Raw genomic sequence first — 19,616 nt, 5'->3', positions numbered from 1 at the left:
AAGCCAACTCTGTTGGCTTTTTAAATATGCCTATTCTTCACGTTGGGATTTTTCATAACGAGCAAGGAAAAGTCGTGTCGTTTCTTCGACCAGACGTTGCTTCTCTTTTTCCGTTAGTGGTGCTTTGATACGCATCAGCTGAGGCCACAGCGCGCTTCCTTTGATCAAACTATGCAGCTGTTCTTTAGCAAACTCGGCATCAAGATCGATCAGTTTGCCGTCATCACTCGCAGCAAGGATCCAGCGATAAACTGCGGTTTCTTTTTCTGCCAGCTTCTTCAATTCTTCCTGCAACATATCCGGGTTACTGAACAGATAGTCAAATGCTACTCGAGCCAAGTCTTGATATTGTGGCGAAGATAGAAATTCCAACTCTTCGGTCAGTAGTGACGCAAGTTGAGTACTCAATGGCTGCTTGCCACTGTATGTGACGTTGCTTTGTATTATCGCTCTTTGCCATAGTTCAGAAAGCAAATGCAGAACCAGCGCTTCCTTACTTTCAAAGTGATTGTAGATCGTGCGCTTTGACACATTGGCTAACGCGGCTAATTTATCCATGCTCGTCGCTTTCACGCCTTCTTCACGAAAAGCTTCAATGGCTGCCTCAACTATCGCTTCCCGTTTTAACTCACTTCGAGTCAGCTTTTTTTCCATCATAAAGATCATTGCTCGTAATTATTTGATCCAATTTTACACTGCATAGTTTACTTTTCAATCTAGTTAAGTAAACTACACCGTATAGTTTACTTTTGGTGGTAAATAATGAAGTCAGTTACTTTTATCTTCTTAGGAATATTGGTGGTCGGTATGCTAGCGAGCTTAGCTTCTAATAAACAAAAGTTTTACAACAGCGAAATGCGATATTCATCGACTCTGGGCGACACGGTGAAGATCGTTCATGCATTCTTAACAGCAAAACGTGTTGATGCCGTCCCAAAAACACCGCTTCTCAATTATGAAATCAATCCTAACGATCTTCGTCAGCCGAAGAGCGACTTCTTATATCGTCTCGGCCATTCAAGCGTGTTAATGCACATCGATAGCAATTGGATTCTTACGGATCCTGTATTCAGTGAACGTGCTTCTCCAATACAGTGGGCTGGACCGAAGCGCTTTCATCCGGCTCCAATCACAGCAAATTCGTTGCCGTACATCGACATTGTGATTATCAGTCACGATCACTATGACCACCTAGATAAAGCGACGATAAAAGCGATCGATGAAAAAGTTGGTGTGTTTGTTACGCCACTTAAAGTGGGTGACCGATTGCAAAATTGGGGCATCTCGAGAGAAAAGATCATCCAGCTAGATTGGTGGCAATCGGTGTCGCTGAACAACATTGAACTCGTTTCAACGCCTTCTCAGCACTTTTCAGGTCGTGGCTTGTTGGATCGTAATCAAACCCTCTGGTCGAGCTGGGTTATTCTAGGCAGCAAACATCGTATTTTCTTTAGCGGAGACAGCGGGTACTTCTCTGGTTTCAAATCTATCGGCGAGCGTTATGGCCCATTTGATTTCACTCTAATGGAAGCGGGGGCTTACAACTCGCTTTGGAGCGATATTCACATGATGCCGGAAGAAAGCGTGCAAGCACATATCGACCTGCAAGGGAAATTTATGATCCCAATCCATAACGGTACATTCGATTTATCCATGCACCCATGGTACGAGCCTCTTGAACGTATATCCGCAATAACTGCGAATCGTGGCGTTCAACTCGTCACTCCTGCTTTCGGTGAACAAGTCGTACTTGATGCGCCATCACTTAAGAATCGTTGGTGGCTAGAGCAATCAGCAAACAGCAACCTCGAAATCGCTCAGTTTTGAACCAATAGTCGATGAAAACTTTAAGGAGAAGATTATGAATAGATGTTTAGTCACAGGCGCAAGTGGTCACGTTGGTAATAACCTTGTTAGGGCTCTCTCTCGACAAGGAGACTACGTGCGTGCAGGAATCCGTAACTTGAAGAAGTCTGATTCATTGCAGGGAATCGATTGTGATGTTGTTTACTGCGATTTATTAGATAAAGCGTCACTGCGAGAAGCGCTTAATGGCATTGATACCCTCTATCAGGTTGCAGCAGTCTTTAAACATTGGGCAGAAGATGAGGAGGCTGAAATCGTAAACCCAAACTTGATAGGAACGAGAAACATACTGGAAGCCGCAAAAGAAGCAGGGGTAAAACGAGTCGTTTATGTAAGCTCCATCGCTTCTTTAGAACAAACACATCGCAACGAAAACGGCGAGATTATTGTTGAAGGATACAATGTTTCTGACCAGGTCAACCCATACTGCCGCGCGAAAACCCTTGCAGAACAAGAGGCATGGAAAGTTTCGGAAGAGTTAGATTTGGATATGGTGACGGTACTACCTTCCACTATTCTAGGCGGGGAATACAAACCGAATACTGAATCGCTCGACGCTTTCTCTGCAATCGTGAATGGTAAAATGCCATTCTTATACGAGTTATACTTAAGCCCTATTGATGTTGATGATGTCGTTAAAGGAATGATTAGCGCAGCAAAAACAGGCGTTCGTGGGCATCGCTATGTTTTAGCCAACACTTCCACCATTTCCACTAAACAAATCATTGATATTGCCCGCGAGATCAACCCGTCTCTCGTTGCTCCGAAGATACTGGATGAAAATGAGATTTACGCACTTGTTGATCAAGCTGAAGCGGAAGCGCTTAAAACGAATACTCGGCCTAAGATCATTCGCAGCAATGTGGCACGTACCCTCAAACATAAGTTTGTGTTTGATTTGCACAACTCATTGATGCATCTCGGCTATTCACCTAAAGCGGCAGAGACGGTTGTTAGAGAGACCATGCAATCATTGTATCTCCGCTGATCAATTTGTAGTCTCACAAAAAACGAACCCCACCTGTATGAGGTGGGGTTCTGAATACAAACAAAGGTGTTTACTTTGTCTTGTTACGTTCGATGCTACTCAGTTGACGTCAGGCACGCTGCTTTTCTTTCATCGTGTAGTTAACGCCACTGAGTGAAACATTGGATTTCGCTTTACAGATACAAGGCAAAATTTCTTCGCCTTGAGTGTAAGCCATAGCAAAACCAACATACTCAACTTCACCAGACTCTAACGTACAGCGACATGCACCACAGTGGCCGTCACGGCAGTTATATTCTGGTAATAAGCCAGACTGTTCCATTGTCTCCAAAATAGTATTGGAAGGGTTAGATTCAATGCTGATAAGTTTGTTGATTTTGATTGTCGGCATTACAGCTCAAATCCTTCAAAGTCGTCCGCGCTTACTTCGTTGTCAATCTGACCAACAAGGTAAGATGAAATCTCTGCTTCTTGAGGCGCAACTTGAACGTTATCAGAAGACAACCAAGCATTAATCCATGGAATAGGGTTGCTTGTCGCTTCAGGGTACGCTGCTGGTAGACCTACCGCTTGCATACGAATATTGGTGATGTACTCAACGTACTGGCTCAGAATGTCTTTGTTCAGGCCGATCATTGAACCATCTTTAAACAGGTATTCTGCCCACTCTTTCTCTTGCTCTGCCGCTTCTTTGAAGAGATCAAAACATTCTTGTTTTGCTTCTTCTGCGATTTGCATGAACGTGAAATCATCCTGACCGTTACGTAGCAGGTTGATCATGTGCTGAGTACCGTTTAGGTGAAGCGCTTCATCACGTGCGATTAGCTTGATGATTTTCGCGTTACCTTCCATCAGTTCACGCTCTGCGAAAGCGAAAGAACATGCGAAACTTACGTAGAAACGAATCGCTTCTAGAGCGTTCACAGACATCAGACAGATGTACAGTTTCTTCTTAAGGTCGTACAGACTTACCTTAACTGTTTCACCGTTAAGGACATGCTCACCTTCACCGTAGCGATGGTAGTCATTCGTCGCTTGAATCAAATCGTCGTAGTAGTGCGCGATGTCTTTCGCACGCTTTAGAATGTGTTCATTCTCAACGATGTCATCAAATACCACAGCAGGGTCGTTCACGATGTTACGAATGATGTGCGTGTACGAACGAGAGTGAATCGTTTCAGAGAAAGACCAAGTCTCAATCCATGTTTCTAGTTCAGGCAGAGAAACAAGAGGAAGTAGCGCAACGTTCGGGCTACGGCCTTGGATTGAATCGAGAAGCGTTTGGTACTTCAGGTTAGAAATGAAGATGTGCTTCTCGTGATCTGGCAACTTGTTGTAGTCGATACGGTCGCTAGATACGTCAACTTCTTCTGGACGCCAGAAGAAAGAAAGTTGCTTTTCGATCAGCTTTTCGAAAATTTCGAATTTTTGTTGGTCATAGCGAGCAACGTTTACTGATTGACCCAAGAACATTGGTTCTTTTAGTTGGTCATTTTTTTTCTGGTTAAAAGTACTGTAAGCCATAATGCCTCAATTCCTTTTAAACCTCCCGCGTAGGGGAGGTTTTCGATATTCTGTTACTATTCAGTTACTGCGGATTGCTAGGGTCGTGTAGATTAAATCTTACAACCGCCACCTGCACAATCTTCTTCTTCAGGTTGAACTGCGTCTTTTTGTTCATCCTTAGCGCCATCACGAGTGTTATGGTAGTAAAGCGTCTTCACACCAAACTTGTACGCAGTCAGTAGGTCTTGAAGAAGTTTCTTCATTGGAACCTTACCCGTCTCGTAGCGTGATGGGTCGTAGTTGGTATTCGCAGAGATCGCCTGGTCAACGAATTTCTGCATGATACCGACAAGGTGCAAGTAACCATCGTTAGAACCGATGTTCCAAAGCAGCTCGTAATTGTCTTTTAGCTCAGTAAATTCTGGCACAACTTGCTTCAGGATACCGTCTTTCGATGCTTTTACTGACACAAAACCACGAGGTGGCTCAATGCCGTTTGTTGCGTTCGAAATCTGAGAAGAGGTCTCAGAAGGCATCAGCGCAGTCAGCGTTGAGTTACGTAGACCGTGTTCCATGATTTCTGCACGTAGGCTATCCCAATCGTAGTGAAGCTCTTCGTTACAAATCAGGTCGATATCTTTCTTGTAAGTATCGATTGGCAGCAAGCCTTTCGCGTAGTTTGTTTCGTTGAACGAAGGACACTTACCTTGCTCTTTTGCCAGCGCTACTGAAGCTTTCAATAAGTAGTACTGCATCGCTTCAAATGTACGGTGAGTAAGGCCGTTTGCACTGCCGTCAGAGTATTTCACACCGTTCTTCGCTAGGTAGTAAGCAAAGTTGATCACACCTACGCCCAGAGTACGACGGTTCATAGTCGACTTGTATGCTGCTGGTAGTGGGTAATCTTGGTAGTCCAACAGTGCATCAAGAGCACGAACAACCAGATCAGATAGCTCTTCAAAATCATCCAGAGACTTGATAGCACCTAAGTTGAACGCAGACAGCGTACATAGTGCGATCTCACCTGAATCATCTTCTACGTTAGTCAGTGGTTTGGTTGGAAGTGCGATTTCCAAACACAGGTTAGACTGACGAACAGGCGCTACTTCAGAATCAAATGGACTGTGAGTGTTACAGTGGTCCACGTTCTGGATGTAGATACGACCTGTAGACGCACGCTCTTGCATTAGCAAAGTGAACATCTCAATCGCTTTTACGGTTTCCTTCTTAACTGAAGGATCGTTCTCGTACTTAACGTACAGACGCTCGAACTCTTCTTGGTTTTCGAAGAATGCGTCGTATAGACCTGGTACGTCTGATGGTGAGAATAGCGTGATGTTGCCACCTTCAACCAGACGCTGGTACATCAGCTTGTTTAGCTGTACGCCGTAGTCCATGTGACGAACACGGTTTTCTTCAACACCACGGTTGTTCTTAAGCACCAATAGTGAGCGCGCTTCACCATGCCACATTGGGTAGAAAACAGTTGCAGCACCGCCACGTACACCGCCCTGTGAACAACATTTCACAGCGGTTTGGAAATACTTGTAGAAAGGAATACAACCAGTGTGGAATGCTTCACCACCACGGATCTCTGAACCTAGAGCACGGATACGACCTGCGTTGATACCGATACCAGCACGTTGAGAAACGTAACGAACAATAGAGCTTGCTGTTGCGTTGATAGAATCCAGGCTGTCACCACACTCAATCAGGACACAAGAGCTGAACTGGCGGGTAGGCGTGCGCACACCTGACATAATCGGTGTAGGCAGAGAAATCTTGAATGTTGACGTCGCGTCGTAGAAACGTTTGATGTAATCAAGACGTGTTTCTTTCGGATACTTAGCAAACAGACATGCAGCCACAAGAATGTACAAGAACTGGGCACTTTCGTAGATTTGGCCCGATACACGGTTCTGTACAAAGTACTTACCTTCCAGCTGTTTTACTGCAGCGTAAGAGAAGTTCAGGTCGCGCTTGTGGTCAATGTACGAATCCAGTACGTCTAGCTCTGCTTTTGTGTAATCTTCTAGCAGATGTCCGTCGTACTTACCCATATCAACGAGTCTAGCTACGTGATCGTAAAGCTTAGGTGGCTCATATTGGCCATACGCTTTTTTACGTAGATGGAATACAGCTAGACGAGCTGCCAAGTACTGGTAATCCGGTGTCTCTTCTGAGATAAGGTCGGCCGCAGATTTAATGATAGTCTCGTGTATGTCTGACGTTGTAATACCATCATAAAACTGGATGTGAGCTCGTAACTCTACTTGAGAGACAGAAACGTTGTGCAGACCTTCTGCAGCCCAAGTAATAACGCGGTGGATTTTATCCAGATCGATAATTTCTTTACGGCCATCACGCTTGGTGACGGTAAGTTGTTGGTTCATTCTGCTTTATTTCCCTAAGAAAACTGATAAAAGCCGTGTTTTTGTCTATTTATATGCAAAGCTTTTGAGTCTTGCGGTGGCTTTGTGATCAAAGTCTATCTATATATTGTAGCTTAAACACAATATATAGGGGTTAATTTGTTTGCGGGTTACAAGATAGTGCTATTGCTCAGATTGATCAAGGTACATGTTTGGGATGACTTGTGGATAACTACCCAAATGAAAAAAAACAGTAAGTGAACACTAACCGATGAGAAAAGGGCAGACTTGAATAGGTAAAATCACAGTTTTGAGATCGGTTTAGAAATAACCGCTCGGAAAAATATTTTCCTTGATCTTTGGACATTTTTATTTGCGAAAAATAGGTTGGTTAAAATGCTATCTACAGCACAAATCTTATACACAAAAGCGGTAACTTTGTGCTACCGCTTCTGACGATTTTCTTAACTGAATGGTCAACTAGAACAAGGTTTTTTTAACGTTACGGCGTTCAGTATTTTTTAGTATGAACGATGTAGTTTACATCCACATTACGACCAAGTTTATAACTGTCGTTAAGTGGGTTGTAATGCAAACCTGTGATACCTAAATCAGTCAGATCGGTTTGGTCAATCATCTTCAGCATTTCTGCTGGTTTGATGAACTTCTCATGGTTGTGAGTGCCTTCCGGAACAATCTTGAGTAACTTCTCTGCGCCAACGATGGCAAACAAGTAAGATTTTACGTTGCGGTTCAAGGTTGAAAAGAACACGTGACCACCAGGTTTCACCAGTGCCGCGCAAGAACGGATAACAGAAAGAGGGTCCGGTACGTGTTCAAGCATTTCCATACACGTGACGACATCGTAAGTCGCGGCATTTTCTGCAGCGTGCTCTTCGATAGTGCTTTGGATATAGGTTAGCTTTGTGCCCGTTTCCAGAGCATGCAAGCGCGCCACTTCTAGTGGCTCTTTACCCATATCTAGCCCGGTTACGATCGCGCCTTCTTTTGCCATGCTCTCTGCGAGAATGCCACCACCACAACCAACATCGAGTGCGCGTTTGCCAAACAAACCATCTGCTTTTTCGAGTACATAGTTCAAACGAAGTGGGTTAATTTGGTGAAGTGGTTTGAATTCACCTTCTAAATCCCACCAACGAGAAGCCATGTCCTCGAATTTCTTAATTTCACTAGGGTCGACGTTTTGTGCTTTAGTCATAATGGTTGTACTGCATTCAATCTGAGTCCTTTAGAGGGCGTCAGTATACTCTAACGTTTTATCAGTATTAAACTGATTAATCCCCGTTTTGTTCACCAGAATTCTATTTTTGCTTAATATTGAACGAAATATAGTCACTTTTCATAAGGATATCGGATGAGTGTGCAAATTCTCGACATTTGAATCTCAACAAAGCTCACAACCTGATAAAAGGAGAGGGAAAGGGATGCCGAAGTGATGAAATGTGTGTTATATTTTTCGCCTTACACGTATCGTAATTACGATCAGATAATAGAGGGATAATGGCTCCATGAGCGATTTAGCTAAAGAGATCACGCCCGTAAACATTGAAGACGAGCTTAGAGGTTCATATCTAGACTACGCGATGTCAGTAATCGTGGGTCGTGCTCTTCCAGATGTGCGTGATGGTCTAAAACCAGTGCACCGTCGCGTTTTATTCGCGATGAACGTACTAGGCAACGATTGGAACAAACCATATAAAAAATCAGCCCGTGTTGTCGGCGACGTAATCGGTAAATATCACCCTCACGGTGATAGTGCTGTGTACGACACAATCGTACGTATGGCTCAGCCGTTCTCACTTCGTTATATGCTGGTCGATGGCCAAGGTAACTTTGGCTCAATCGATGGCGATTCTGCTGCGGCAATGCGTTATACCGAAGTACGTATGGCAAAAATTGCCCACGAGCTTCTGGCTGACCTAGATAAAGAAACCGTAGACTACGTACCTAACTATGATGGTACTGAGCAGATTCCAGCGGTTCTTCCAACAAAAATTCCAAACCTATTGGTAAACGGTGCCTCTGGTATCGCAGTAGGTATGGCGACCAACATCCCGCCACATAACCTTGGCGAAGTGATCGATGGCTGCCTTGCATACATCAATAATGAAGCCATCACTATTGATGAACTAATGGATTACATCCCTGGTCCAGATTTCCCGACGGCAGCACTTATCAGTGGTCGTAAAGGCATTGTAGACGCGTACAAAACAGGTCGCGGTAAGATCTACATGCGTTCAAAAGCGGACATCGAAACAGAGAAAAACGGTAAAGAAACCATCATCGTTACCGAAATTCCTTACCAAGTGAACAAAGCTCGTTTGATCGAGAAGATTGCTGAACTGGTTAAAGATAAGAAAGTAGAAGGCATCAGTGCGCTACGTGACGAATCTGACAAAGATGGTATGCGTATCGTTATTGAATGTAAGCGTGATGCAGTAGGCGAAGTGGTTCTGAACAACCTTTACGCTCAAACTCAGCTGCAAACGACTTTCGGTATCAACATGGTAGCGCTGAACAACGGTCAGCCACAGCTATTCAACCTGAAAGACATGTTGAAGTGCTTCGTGGATCACCGTCGTGAAGTGGTAACTCGCCGTACTATTTTCGAATTGCGTAAAGCTCGTGAACGTGCCCACATCCTAGAAGGTTTGGCGCTTGCACTAGCAAATATCGATGAAATCATCGACCTAATTCGTAAAGCACCAACGCCAGCAGAAGCGAAAGCAGGCCTTATCGCACGTGGTTGGGATCTTGGCAACGTAGCAGCAATGCTAGAGCGTGCTGGTACTGATGCTGCGCGTCCTGAGTGGCTAGAGCCTCAATACGGTATCCGTGACGGTCAGTACTTCCTGACAGAGCAACAAGCGCAAGCAATCCTAGATCTACGTCTTCACAAATTGACTGGTCTGGAACACGAAAAGATTCTGGCGGAATACAAAGAGCTTCTCGATGAAATCGCTGAGTTAATGCACATTCTTGCAAGCACTGAGCGTTTGATGAAAGTGATTCGTGAAGAGCTAGAAGCCGTTCGTGACGGTTTTGCTGATGAACGTCGCACTGAAATTACTGCAGCGAGCCATGACATTGACATGGAAGAGCTGATTGCTCGTGAAGACGTAGTAGTCACTCTGTCTCACGGCGGTTACGTTAAGTACCAAGTACTGAGCGACTACGAGTCACAGCGCCGTGGTGGTAAAGGTAAGAGCGCAACTAAGATGAAAGACGAAGACCATATTGAGCGTCTTCTAGTGGCGAATACCCACGACAACATCCTGTGTTTCTCTACGCGTGGTAAAACTTACCGCTTGAAAGTTTACCAATTACCGCTTGCGAGCCGCACTGCTCGTGGTAAGCCTATCGTTAACATCCTTCCTCTGGAAGATGGTGAGCGTATCACGGCTATCCTGCGTGTAGATGAGTTCTCTGAAGATAAGTTCATCTTCATGGCGACGGGTGACGGTACAGTTAAGAAGACACCACTGAACCAGTTTGCCAACGTTCGTTCAAACGGCCTTATCGCCGTTAACCTGCGTGATGATGATTCGCTGATCGGTGTTGATATCACCAATGGTGACAGCGACATCATGCTGTTCTCTAAAGCAGGTAAAGTTGTTCGCTTCAGCGAAGATAAAGTACGTGCTATGGGTCGTACTGCTGCTGGTGTTCGCGGTATAAAGTTGGGTGAAGATGACCAAGTTGTGTCTCTAATTGTTCCTTCAAACGAAGGTGACATCCTGACTGTGACCGAAAATGGCTATGGTAAACGTACCGAGCTTGCCGAGTACCCAACTAAGGGTCGTGCAACGCAAGGTGTAGTATCTATCAAAGTTTCTGAACGTAACGGACCTGTGGTTGGTGCGGTACAAGTAGAAGAAGGCGACGAGATGATGATGATCACCGACGCTGGTACTCTTGTTCGTACTCGTGTAGCAGAAGTTAGTCAGGTTGGTCGTAACACTCAAGGTGTCACACTGATCAGAACTGCAGAAGATGAAACAGTAGTAGGCCTGCAACGCATTGATGAAATTGAAGACGCTGATTTACCAGAAGGTGAAGAAGGCGAATCAACGGAACCAAGTGCAGAGCAACAAGCTCCTGAAGCTCCTGCTGCGGAAGATAGCGAAGATTAATCTTTAATTCTGCATCTCTTCTAACTAAAAGCCGAGTATTTTACTCGGCTTTTTAGTGCCTACCCTAAAATCCACCAAATATATTGTTCTTGTTGGTATTAACTCACACGAATATAACGAGTGTCTTTGATTTTAATAAATGAGAGATATAGTTACTGCTTATATTCTGTTGCTACTTATATGTTTCTCATTATCTGAGGTTTTAATATAAATCCTCGTGCGTATTCGAAACCGATTAACTCGAGCTCGTCTCATGTATAACGGCGTTTGTATAGAGTCGGTGTATATAGTGTTAAAGTTATTGCATATTGCGTGGTCGTCTTTATAGCCAAATAACTTCTAAGTGTTTGGTTCGGTGAGAATGAACCGAACCTCAGGTGTGATAAGGCCTCATTATGGCAATTGGTAGCTTCATATATATGAGAGTGGATGAGTTAGAGGGGAATTAGCCTACGTCGAAGAACATGATATGTCGGTGAATGATTTCAGCTTTTAATCATTGGCTAGAATAAAGACAAGTCAAATTAGTGTTAGTTGTGTGACTGTAATTCCATAATTTGAAACAATCTGTGAAAATAACAAGTAGAGTGTTATTCTTTCTTAAGATTTCGAAGGCTCCAGCATATATAAAATGAAAACGTTAAGCTGGGTACGTAATAAAAGATCTCAATAGGTAAACGAGTGGATTCAGTTATATCGCAGTTAAGAAAGGACTTTCATGCGCATATTCGCGCTATGCAGGCACTAAGATTGCCACAAGTTACTTCAACTCTCGCCGTTTTGACCGACGAAGAAATTCAAGAACTCGAAACCGTATGGGTAGAGTTTGCCGTCTGGAAGCGTCGTCAAACACATTAATCCACTTTTTTACACTCGCATTTATCAACCCCAGGCAAAATTTGTCTGGGGTTTTTTTACAGCCAACATATCTAAATAGTTGTTTGATATAAGTGACACTACCTATGTTTTTATTTGATTAATTTAGATTGATAGTCTAACTTTAATTTAGATAGTTTGATTGAGTTTTGTATGGAACATTTTTACCACCTTGTAGCAACAAGTCGATCAATAGAAATTGGTGATATTGAGTTAGGTGATTCATCAGGCTCATTAAACTTCACTGTGAGTAAGCCTATGCGCTTTGATGGCGTTAATCTATTATTCTCCTCTAGTGGTGAGCCAGAGTTCTATGCCAATGCGTATATTATGAGCCGTCGCATTGTTGAAGGGGTTAAAGATACGGAGCCAACTTCGTATGCTCTGCTTCGCTTTTTTCGTTATTTAGGGAAGAACAACCTCAATTGGAATGATGAAAATAAAGAGCTTGAGCGTTATCCCATTTATCTGTTCAGAAACTATTTAGACAATCAGATTGCTAAAGGAAACATGCGCCGAAGCGTTGGGGCATCGACCTTATCTGTCATTCGAAGATTCTATGTATTTTGTTTACGTCATGGCTATGTGGAAAAGCTTCCGTTTGAGGTACATGGTCATAACAAGTACGGTCAAATGCTGACGGATATCACCATTAAGAGTCCTAAGCAAGAAACCGAACTTACCCCAATGAATGACTTAGACATAAAGCACATTCGAGACAATTGGCATCGTGCGGGAATTTCTGGTGAGTTTCGATTATTGGTGGCGACTGCAATTAATTCTGGCCTGAGAGCGATTGAGGTTGCGGATATAAAGCCTCGCCATTTCAAAGTACCCAAGGGCTTTAAGGGTAAAACCTACACCGATATCAAGATTGGTCCTTCTCATGGTTGTTATACCAAATACGGTAAAGACCGCACTATTTCGATGCCTGTTTGGTTAATGGAGCAAGTAACTCACTACTGTGAAAGTGAACGGTACAAGGAGCGTAAACGGCTCTACTTTTTCAATACAGGTGATGAAGATGCGCCTGTATTTATCACAAAGGAAGGGAATCGATTTAAAGAAGAGGGGCAACGGTCAAATTCCATTGATACGCTGTGGGGGCGATTAAGAAGTGCGATTAAGGAAAACAGCAATCCTCACTTCGACCATGATTTCCATGATACGAGAGCGACTTATGCGGCGAATAAGCTCGACCTCTTGCTCAATATACCCGACTTGAGAACGACAGAGGCGCTGAAACTACTGAAAGATGAACTTGGACACAGGGACTTATCTGTGACTATGCGTTATTTAACGCATTGGGAAGGCAACCCAACCAAGAACCAAGTGCCTGAGTTAATGATGGCGCTATTGGAAGAGGAACACATCATATGACGGAGAACTTCGACTCAGATAAGCCTGATAACGTTCGTACCTATCGCTCAATTTCAACCGATGAAATGCAATCAGACAACCCACTGTCCAAGATTCATCAATGGAAATATATCTGGGTAAATGGTGATGGCTCAAACTGCACATGCGACTTCAAAGACTGGCTGAAATACAGCACTAAGCAGCATGTTGCTCTGCTGATTTCTAAATTTGAACAATCAGGTTGGGCAGAGTCGAGTAAGGCAGAGAACTTTAAGCAGATAGGTAAAATTTTAAAACACAGCTTCAATAGTCAACCCCATAAGAGAAAGTCAAAGGTTGAGTTCTCAGCAGAAACGTGTGTGAACTATATTCAGGCTGCATGGCTATCTCAGCGAACAACCGGTGTCGGATTGCATGGCAAGCCGATAAAAGCCAAAACTTTGGGGTCGGCAGCTTCAAACTATAACTCAATCCTAAAAAAGTTTGGTTTTGGACAGATACCCAAAGCAGCCCGAAACCTTGATACCAATGGTGCATCGTTAGATTCCAATAACTACACCAAGAAAGAGTTAAAGCGCATCGTTCGCGCACTGTTGTCGGATAGAAAATTACTCTACAAAGAGTATTTAGATGAGGCCAGCAGCGAATATAAGCGTGAAATTGCATTTAATCGTCTGATATCCAATGCGGTGTTCCTCTATGTGTATTACACCGCAGTGGGAAAAACAGAAGCGCTGAATACCTTTGTGGTAGAAGATGGTTGGAGTGTTGATAAGGCAGGCGGCAACCGAATCTCGGTAAAAGGCTTGAAAAGCCGTGGCTACAAAGAAGAGCCTCGTTCATTTACCCCAAGGGCTGTCTCGAAAACCTTTTTTGAAGAACACTTCGAATTGTCGAAGCTGAACGCTGTTGATTTGGGGTTAGATAAGCATTATTTGTTTAGACGACGCAATGGCAAGATGCCAACTGGTTACAATCTCAAGGACTACATTACGGGTCTAATGACACGCTCAGTTTTACTGCAAACAGTGGAAGCGGCAAATCCAGATTTTTCCTTAAACTGTGAGCGTTTGAAGTCATCCGTTAAGCAGTACGCAGAAGAAAAACTGGGGCGACAAGGCGCGATGGAGAGCAGTCGTAATTCATCGGAAAGCACATGGAATAATTCAGACTACAGCAAGAATTCAAAAGCAGTCGCACATCGTGAATTGGCTTTTGGAGCAGCCACACTCTTTGCGCTGGGCAGTAACCCAACTGGAGGGGTTACTGCCGCGATAGCAACAACAAAGGCGCAGCGTTGTGAGGTTTTGTCTAGTGAGGAAGTCGATGCGCTTAGGGCGTCTTCTTGTATGCCTGTGGACGACATTGCTAACGGAGGGGTATGTAAAGGTGAAGATGTTCCGCAAAAACGTGAGTTTCAAAAAAGCAATCTAGAAACGGGATTGTTAGATGATGACGATGTGAAAAATACTTCTTGTGGCTATGTCATCAAATGCTTTATGTGCCGAAATTTTGCTGTTGTTGATGAGGTGCATGACATCTGGCGTTTGCTGTCATTTGAGCTTCGTCTCAACGAGGCGGTTACAGCCCATAAAAGCCTTGACCACTTCCTCAAGAATTTCAGCGAGGTGAAGTCAGCGATTCGAGACATAAAGAAACGCTTCAAGAAAAGAAACCTCAAGGCAGCGGAAAAATATCTAGAGCGCCAAGGTTGCCATCCTCTTTGGGATGAAGATTCTATTCAAGATATTTTTAAGGGGTAAGCATGTACAGCATTAGCCATGACCACGCATTGTTTGAAAAATACGCTTTGCCTATTGACGAAGCTTACCCCATGCCGACGGCAAGAACTGTAGTCAGCGTAAAGCGAGATGGCAGCCCTGCTTCTTACTTTGAAGATGATGCTTGGGATTTTAATGACCTGTTCAATACCAAGAACGAGGTAAAATCGAACTACACCTTAAAATTCCAAGCCCAAAAGCATAATCCCAAACTGCTTTTAGAGTTTAAACAGCGAATGTATTGGTTGATATGGGGTGGCAAAGAAACTTTGCTGAGTATGGAGGGGAAAACCTTTAGGAAGCTGGAGCAGATTAGGAGCATACAGACAAATGTCGACTTACTACTGAGAGTATTTGCGAATACTTCCATTAACGTTTTTTCTTATATCTCAAGTGACATTGTATTTTCGCAAATCAAAGAGTCACTGCGTGGGGCGAGTGAAAAAGTTATTGTAAAAAAACTGGACGCTCTCAGTGTACTCACGCAGGTTAATTCCCATTTTCCAGAGAGCGCTAGGTTTCAGATTCCCTACCAAGAAGGCGAGACTGCAAGAAAAGTTGCTAAGAAATATGCCGCTTATGGTAGAGGGCACTATCCTACTGTCATCCCCGTTATTTACGAACAATATCTTTGCCGTTTAATTCAGGATGTGGAGTCTGCCTACCGAGATTTCTTAGGCGGTCGAGACCTCGAAGCGGATGTGGAGGCAGAGTATCGTTCATTACAGACTGAGCATGATATCGAACAAGACATCGAAACTCTGTATCAGGAACTCATTGTCGAAATTGAGGTCGAGGAAAAAGCAAAAAGCAAAGGTATTTCTCTTCAAGAGGTGCTTGATGACTATCGTGATAAAGCCAAGGACGAAGTTGAGTCTATCTATCGCAGTAAAGCCCATAGAGGCGTTATTGATACCTATAAGAAAGATAATATTTTACTGGATGTTAAAGCGTATGCCCAATCAAAAGGGTTGACTGAAAAGCAAGCCACTAAAGCTTTTAGAATGATTGAAGGGGCGTGTTTTGGCACTTGTTCGGCATTCACGGGAATGAGGGTGAGTGAATTAACCCAGATTGATGGTGACTCATACAAAGAGGTTGATATTGATGGCGTTAAGCTCTGCACAATGCGTTCTTGGACGGATAAGTTGGAAAAGCTAAGTCGTGAAGATACATGGGCGTGTGCGCCAATCTGTGAGAAAGCGTTATTAATATTAACGGTGCTCAATGATAAATATCGTTCTGTTTCTGGTGATATTCACCTCTCACCACGTTTTTCGTTCAAAGGAAAAGGATGTACAGGTGATACTATTAACCGTCAGTTAAAAGATCTTCAACTCAATACTAAGAATTTAGGCCATCTTTTCTACGATTACAGTCTTCATATCGATATTTGTTACCTTCCAGAAGATATGGATGAAGTTTTTAACCTGTTAAATCCCATCGTCCACAAGAAGTATTATCCAATACAGAAAAATGGTCGTGGAGAATTGTACTGGCGTTTTAATCCCCACTCGTTAAGACGGACATTTGCTCATTTTGTGGTTGGTCATGGATTGGTTTCATTAGCCTCGTTGAAGCATCAATTTAAGCATATACACCTTGCGATGACAGCTATTTACGCAAGTCATTCAGAGGTTCTAACATTACTCGGCATTCAAAATCCAGCCGAAATTAAAGAGAAAATCCAAGAGAAAGAAATAGAATCTCACTCTGAGTACCTTAAGGACATGATTGAGCATCCAGAAGAGCAATCAGGTGGCTTCATGAAGTTCATGAGTGGGGAGCCTATGGTGGTTGGTGACGCTAGGTTTAATCAGTTGGTTGAAGACACGAAAGGCGGAAACAAATCGACAGGGTTTGGCACTTGTTTTTCTGGTGAGCTATGTAGCATGGGGCATTTGTTTGAGCCATCTAAATGCGTAGGCAGGGACTGTGAGAACCTGAATGTAAACAAGGCTGAAGCAGAAAACTGGGTGATAAGGCGAGAGAGATGTATTAAAAAAATTGAAAAAATGAAAGAAATGGAAATGTTCAACCGTAGCTCACTCGCTACGCAACTAAGTGATATTAGGGCTGCGGAAAAAGTGATGGCTGACCACAACATTCAATTTGAAAAATATCGAGTAGAGGCTCTGTAATGGCGACGGTGGCAACAAAGCTAGAGAATGCGTTTAAAGCGCTTTTGAAAGAAGGCAAAAAAATCAGTCCTTATGCTGTTGAAAGGCGAGCAGGCGTTTCTAATGGGTCATTGAAGAATCATATTGTCCTGCTTGAGAAGGTGTTAGCAGAGAAAGATAAGTATACCACTGACCCTAGCAATGTAGGGGTTGTAAAGGCTGAAGCTAATAAAGCTAAAGCAAAGGTTTCAAAGGATAAGTACCAAGAGATTTTGAATAAAAATGAAAAGCTTCGAGCTGAGAACGAGCAGTTCAAAGATGAGCTGAAGGTGATGGCGGATAAAGTCGCACAGATGACTTGGGAGTTGCACCGCTACAAAACCAAAACACGCAAAGACTCAACAAACGTACATAACTTGAAAGCATAAATTGAAGAACGGTGTGTAGGAGGGGAATGTGATTACCAAGGGAGCCTGACGGGATAAATCCCAAGCGACTTTGTCGTTCACCTTTAAGTCTAGCCCACAGGCTAGACTTCTTTATTTAATGCCGCTGAGCGTTGTATTCTCAGCGCTCTGGTATTTAGTGCCTCGCGCTTCCAGATATTTCGTATCGTGCAACTGCTGACGGTGATGTTGTACTCCTTCTTTAGTATGGTTCTCAACTGTACTGAGGTTTGATACGGATTGTTTAAGGTCAGCTCGATAATTTTGTGTTCGGTTTCTTCAGGTATGCTGTTTTTGCTGCGGTGCAGCGGTTTGTTAATGCGCTTAAGGCCAAGGATGCCTTCCTCGGCTAATACCTTTTGATAGTTGTAGATACTTCGGCGCGAGCAACCAGTGAGCCGAGCGGCTTCCGTCGCATTACCCAGACGGTCGGCAAGCTCGATGACATCCAACTTGCGCTGGACTTCCATCCCATACTCACTCGCTCTTGGTGGTTCTTCTAACTCGGTAATATGCAGTTTTCGGTGACCAAAATAGACTGAGAATGCACCATCGAACTGACAGCGTATTTCCAGTTTCTGATTGACGATGGAGTGCCTTATGGGCGAGTCGATGAGATACATTTTATTGTTATAACTGAAGGTATGATCTCGGCGAACCTTGCGATATTCCTTGTGAACACAGACCGTATCAAGGTTGATGTGTTCAGGGACAACCTTGAACGCCGACCTCGGGTTCTTCGCCTGCACCGCGATTTTCTGTTGCCAGTACAGTGGAATGAATTGGTTTTGAAGATACTCGTTGGCGCTTTGAATATCGGTAATATGATGCAGCCGAAGCTCTGGAACCAGCCTGTCTTGGAACGTATCGAATGCCCGTTCGACACGTCCTTTGCCTTGGGGCGAATTCGCAAAGATGATTTCGATCCCTAGCTCTTCACAAGCGCGTTGCATCTGAGAGAAGTTACTGCGTTTTGGACCACCGAATATACCCGCTCTATCGACGTAGAGCGTCTTAAACAGACCTCGCTTTTCGATATACGCCTTCATGACTTTCATACAGCCTTCCGTGGTTTCGGAAGGGAAGAACTCGGCATGGATATCACTGGTCGCATCGTCGATGATGGCAATCAAGCATGAGCGATGCTCACCAAACCATTGATGCGGACTGCCGTCCATTTGCAGCATCAGTCCAGGCTGCTCCATTCGTTCCCTGTACTTTCTTACTCGGCTACGACGACGCTTGGCTCGCTTCACATGGTGGATAGCGTGCGCCCACTTTCGCAAAGTTTCCCGCTTGATGGTCAAGCCTTCGTTGACCGTGAGCAACTCGGCCAGATGCTGCAAATTGAAATCGAAGTACTTAGTTTGGATCAGTTGCTGAACCTGTCTTTTCAGTGAATCAGGGGTTTTATTGACAGGCTCACGTCCTTTATTGCCATGAACAACAAAGCGTATGCCTTTACGCCGATAGCGGTGGAGATAACGCTCTATGGTACGACGGGATTTATTGAGGAGTTTGGCAGCACTGTGAATGCTGATCTTACCTTGAGTGACTTTAGCGATCACATCAACAGTAAGCTGGGAGCGAGAGTCCATGATGATCATCCTTACTAACCCCTGAATGGTGATTTGACCTATTCAAAGGGTTAGGTATAGAAATGGATCCGTCATTTTCCCTTGGTAATTAGTTCACCGACAAAATCGGTTGGTAGTTAAGGTACGACAGAATCGCTTGGTGATCACAGTGTGTAGGAGGGGAATGTAACACGGAAATGCCCCAAACTGCGTTAGTGCAAGTACTCTTAGCATTTCTACTTGTTTGTCTTTGACTGAACTAATCTTATGCATTTAATATCATCGAATGCGCATATCGACATGTTGATGACTTTGGAGAGTGATTTGAAGCAATTTTTGGTTAATAGACAATGCTACTTAGATGAGTACACCGATTTAGAAAGAAAATCCCTGAGTTTGAGAAATATGCTCGTATGTGGATACCGTTAGTTGAACAGTTTGGAGGAGTCCATTATGACTATTTCTTACCGTTATAGGGTGCTAACAATATAGCGATGGCTCTATTCTCATTTTCATAACTAGCGGAATATGAAAAGCACCGACACGAATCCGCGCAAGATGAAGCGGTAAG

At 43.8% G+C, this 19,616-nt stretch carries 14 protein-coding genes; 8 read left to right on the top strand and 6 right to left on the bottom strand.

The features are described 5' to 3' along the window. Positions 1-30: 30 nt before the first annotated feature. The gene (locus L9Q40_RS03460) at positions 31-657 is read right to left on the bottom strand and encodes a TetR/AcrR family transcriptional regulator (protein WP_491843409.1); all 627 of its coding nucleotides are present in this window, start codon (positions 655-657) and stop codon (positions 31-33) included. Between the two features lie 105 nt (positions 658-762). On the opposite strand from L9Q40_RS03460, the gene L9Q40_RS03455 reads away from it, so the two are divergent. Together L9Q40_RS03455 and L9Q40_RS03450 are read left to right on the top strand one after the other, a co-directional pair. Continuing rightward, positions 763-1,827 carry an MBL fold metallo-hydrolase gene (locus tag L9Q40_RS03455; RefSeq protein WP_498792032.1) on the top strand — a complete coding sequence of 355 codons (1,065 nt, stop codon included), beginning with the start codon at positions 763-765 and terminating at the stop codon, positions 1,825-1,827. A gap of 34 nt (positions 1,828-1,861) precedes the next feature. Continuing rightward, positions 1,862-2,854 (top strand): NAD-dependent epimerase/dehydratase family protein, encoded by a 993-nt coding sequence (locus tag L9Q40_RS03450; RefSeq protein ID WP_498792030.1) that lies wholly within the window; start codon positions 1,862-1,864, stop codon positions 2,852-2,854. A 109-nt stretch (positions 2,855-2,963) separates the two neighbouring features. Here the strand turns inward: L9Q40_RS03450 and L9Q40_RS03445 are convergent, their stop codons facing one another. The 4 genes from L9Q40_RS03445 to ubiG form a co-directional block, all read right to left on the bottom strand. Then, a complete protein-coding gene (locus L9Q40_RS03445; protein WP_014232384.1) occupies positions 2,964-3,245 on the bottom strand; it encodes a 2Fe-2S iron-sulfur cluster-binding protein in 282 nt (93 codons plus the stop codon). Continuing rightward, positions 3,245-4,378 carry a class Ia ribonucleoside-diphosphate reductase subunit beta gene (gene nrdB / locus L9Q40_RS03440; RefSeq protein ID WP_014232383.1) on the bottom strand — a complete coding sequence of 378 codons (1,134 nt, stop codon included), beginning with the start codon at positions 4,376-4,378 and terminating at the stop codon, positions 3,245-3,247. The genes L9Q40_RS03445 and nrdB overlap by 1 nt, the downstream gene beginning before the upstream one ends. Positions 4,379-4,470: 92 nt before the next feature. Further along, positions 4,471-6,753: a class 1a ribonucleoside-diphosphate reductase subunit alpha gene (nrdA, locus tag L9Q40_RS03435; protein ID WP_065297023.1), complete on the bottom strand. Its 2,283-nt coding sequence runs from the start codon at positions 6,751-6,753 to the stop codon at positions 4,471-4,473. 490 nt (positions 6,754-7,243) lie between these two features. Continuing rightward, positions 7,244-7,951, bottom strand: coding sequence for a bifunctional 2-polyprenyl-6-hydroxyphenol methylase/3-demethylubiquinol 3-O-methyltransferase UbiG (ubiG, locus tag L9Q40_RS03430; protein ID WP_498792027.1), 708 nt, complete (start codon positions 7,949-7,951; stop codon positions 7,244-7,246). Positions 7,952-8,261: 310 nt separating this feature from the next. On the opposite strand from ubiG, the gene gyrA reads away from it, so the two are divergent. The 6 genes from gyrA to L9Q40_RS03400 all read left to right on the top strand — a co-directional run bounded on the left by gyrA (position 8,262) and on the right by L9Q40_RS03400 (position 17,450). Then, a complete protein-coding gene (gene gyrA / locus L9Q40_RS03425; protein WP_498792026.1) occupies positions 8,262-10,886 on the top strand; it encodes a DNA gyrase subunit A in 2,625 nt (874 codons plus the stop codon). 681 nt (positions 10,887-11,567) lie between these two features. Next, positions 11,568-11,744, top strand: a complete 177-nt coding sequence (locus L9Q40_RS03420; RefSeq protein WP_024372911.1) for a hypothetical protein — start codon at positions 11,568-11,570, stop codon at positions 11,742-11,744. A gap of 171 nt (positions 11,745-11,915) precedes the next feature. Further along, a complete protein-coding gene (locus tag L9Q40_RS03415; protein ID WP_140167522.1) occupies positions 11,916-13,142 on the top strand; it encodes a site-specific integrase in 1,227 nt (408 codons plus the stop codon). Next, positions 13,139-14,884, top strand: coding sequence for a hypothetical protein (locus tag L9Q40_RS03410; protein WP_140167521.1), 1,746 nt, complete (start codon positions 13,139-13,141; stop codon positions 14,882-14,884). The genes L9Q40_RS03415 and L9Q40_RS03410 overlap by 4 nt, the downstream gene beginning before the upstream one ends. Before the next feature lie 2 nt (positions 14,885-14,886). Next, positions 14,887-17,043, top strand: coding sequence for a site-specific integrase (locus tag L9Q40_RS03405; protein ID WP_498792021.1), 2,157 nt, complete (start codon positions 14,887-14,889; stop codon positions 17,041-17,043). Further along, positions 17,043-17,450 carry a hypothetical protein gene (locus L9Q40_RS03400; protein WP_140167519.1) on the top strand — a complete coding sequence of 136 codons (408 nt, stop codon included), beginning with the start codon at positions 17,043-17,045 and terminating at the stop codon, positions 17,448-17,450. The genes L9Q40_RS03405 and L9Q40_RS03400 overlap by 1 nt, the downstream gene beginning before the upstream one ends. Positions 17,451-17,551: 101 nt before the next feature. Here the strand turns inward: L9Q40_RS03400 and L9Q40_RS03395 are convergent, their stop codons facing one another. Then, the gene (locus tag L9Q40_RS03395) at positions 17,552-19,075 is read right to left on the bottom strand and encodes an ISNCY family transposase (RefSeq protein WP_498792017.1); all 1,524 of its coding nucleotides are present in this window, start codon (positions 19,073-19,075) and stop codon (positions 17,552-17,554) included. Positions 19,076-19,616 lie beyond the last annotated feature (541 nt).

The organism is Allocatenococcus thiocycli, assembly GCF_921292965.1.
GTDB classification, from domain to species: domain Bacteria; phylum Pseudomonadota; class Gammaproteobacteria; order Enterobacterales; family Vibrionaceae; genus Vibrio; species Vibrio natriegens.
The sequence above is the reverse complement of the archived record's forward strand: the minus strand, read 5'-3'. Positions and strand labels throughout refer to the sequence as shown.

Excerpts from the sequence above, each read along its gene's own strand:
- L9Q40_RS03460 (WP_491843409.1), bottom strand. The coding sequence starts at position 657 with ATGATGGAAAAAAAGCTGACTCGAAGTGAGTTAAAACGGGAAGCGATA.
- L9Q40_RS03455 (WP_498792032.1), top strand. The coding sequence starts at position 763 with ATGAAGTCAGTTACTTTTATCTTCTTAGGAATATTGGTGGTCGGTATG.
- L9Q40_RS03450 (WP_498792030.1), top strand. The coding sequence starts at position 1,862 with ATGAATAGATGTTTAGTCACAGGCGCAAGTGGTCACGTTGGTAATAAC.
- L9Q40_RS03445 (WP_014232384.1), bottom strand. The coding sequence starts at position 3,245 with ATGCCGACAATCAAAATCAACAAACTTATCAGCATTGAATCTAACCCT.
- nrdB (WP_014232383.1), bottom strand. The coding sequence starts at position 4,378 with ATGGCTTACAGTACTTTTAACCAGAAAAAAAATGACCAACTAAAAGAA.
- nrdA (WP_065297023.1), bottom strand. The coding sequence starts at position 6,753 with ATGAACCAACAACTTACCGTCACCAAGCGTGATGGCCGTAAAGAAATT.
- ubiG (WP_498792027.1), bottom strand. The coding sequence starts at position 7,951 with ATGACTAAAGCACAAAACGTCGACCCTAGTGAAATTAAGAAATTCGAG.
- gyrA (WP_498792026.1), top strand. The coding sequence starts at position 8,262 with ATGAGCGATTTAGCTAAAGAGATCACGCCCGTAAACATTGAAGACGAG.
- L9Q40_RS03415 (WP_140167522.1), top strand. The coding sequence starts at position 11,916 with ATGGAACATTTTTACCACCTTGTAGCAACAAGTCGATCAATAGAAATT.
- L9Q40_RS03410 (WP_140167521.1), top strand. The coding sequence starts at position 13,139 with ATGACGGAGAACTTCGACTCAGATAAGCCTGATAACGTTCGTACCTAT.
- L9Q40_RS03405 (WP_498792021.1), top strand. The coding sequence starts at position 14,887 with ATGTACAGCATTAGCCATGACCACGCATTGTTTGAAAAATACGCTTTG.
- L9Q40_RS03400 (WP_140167519.1), top strand. The coding sequence starts at position 17,043 with ATGGCGACGGTGGCAACAAAGCTAGAGAATGCGTTTAAAGCGCTTTTG.
- L9Q40_RS03395 (WP_498792017.1), bottom strand. The coding sequence starts at position 19,075 with ATGATCATCATGGACTCTCGCTCCCAGCTTACTGTTGATGTGATCGCT.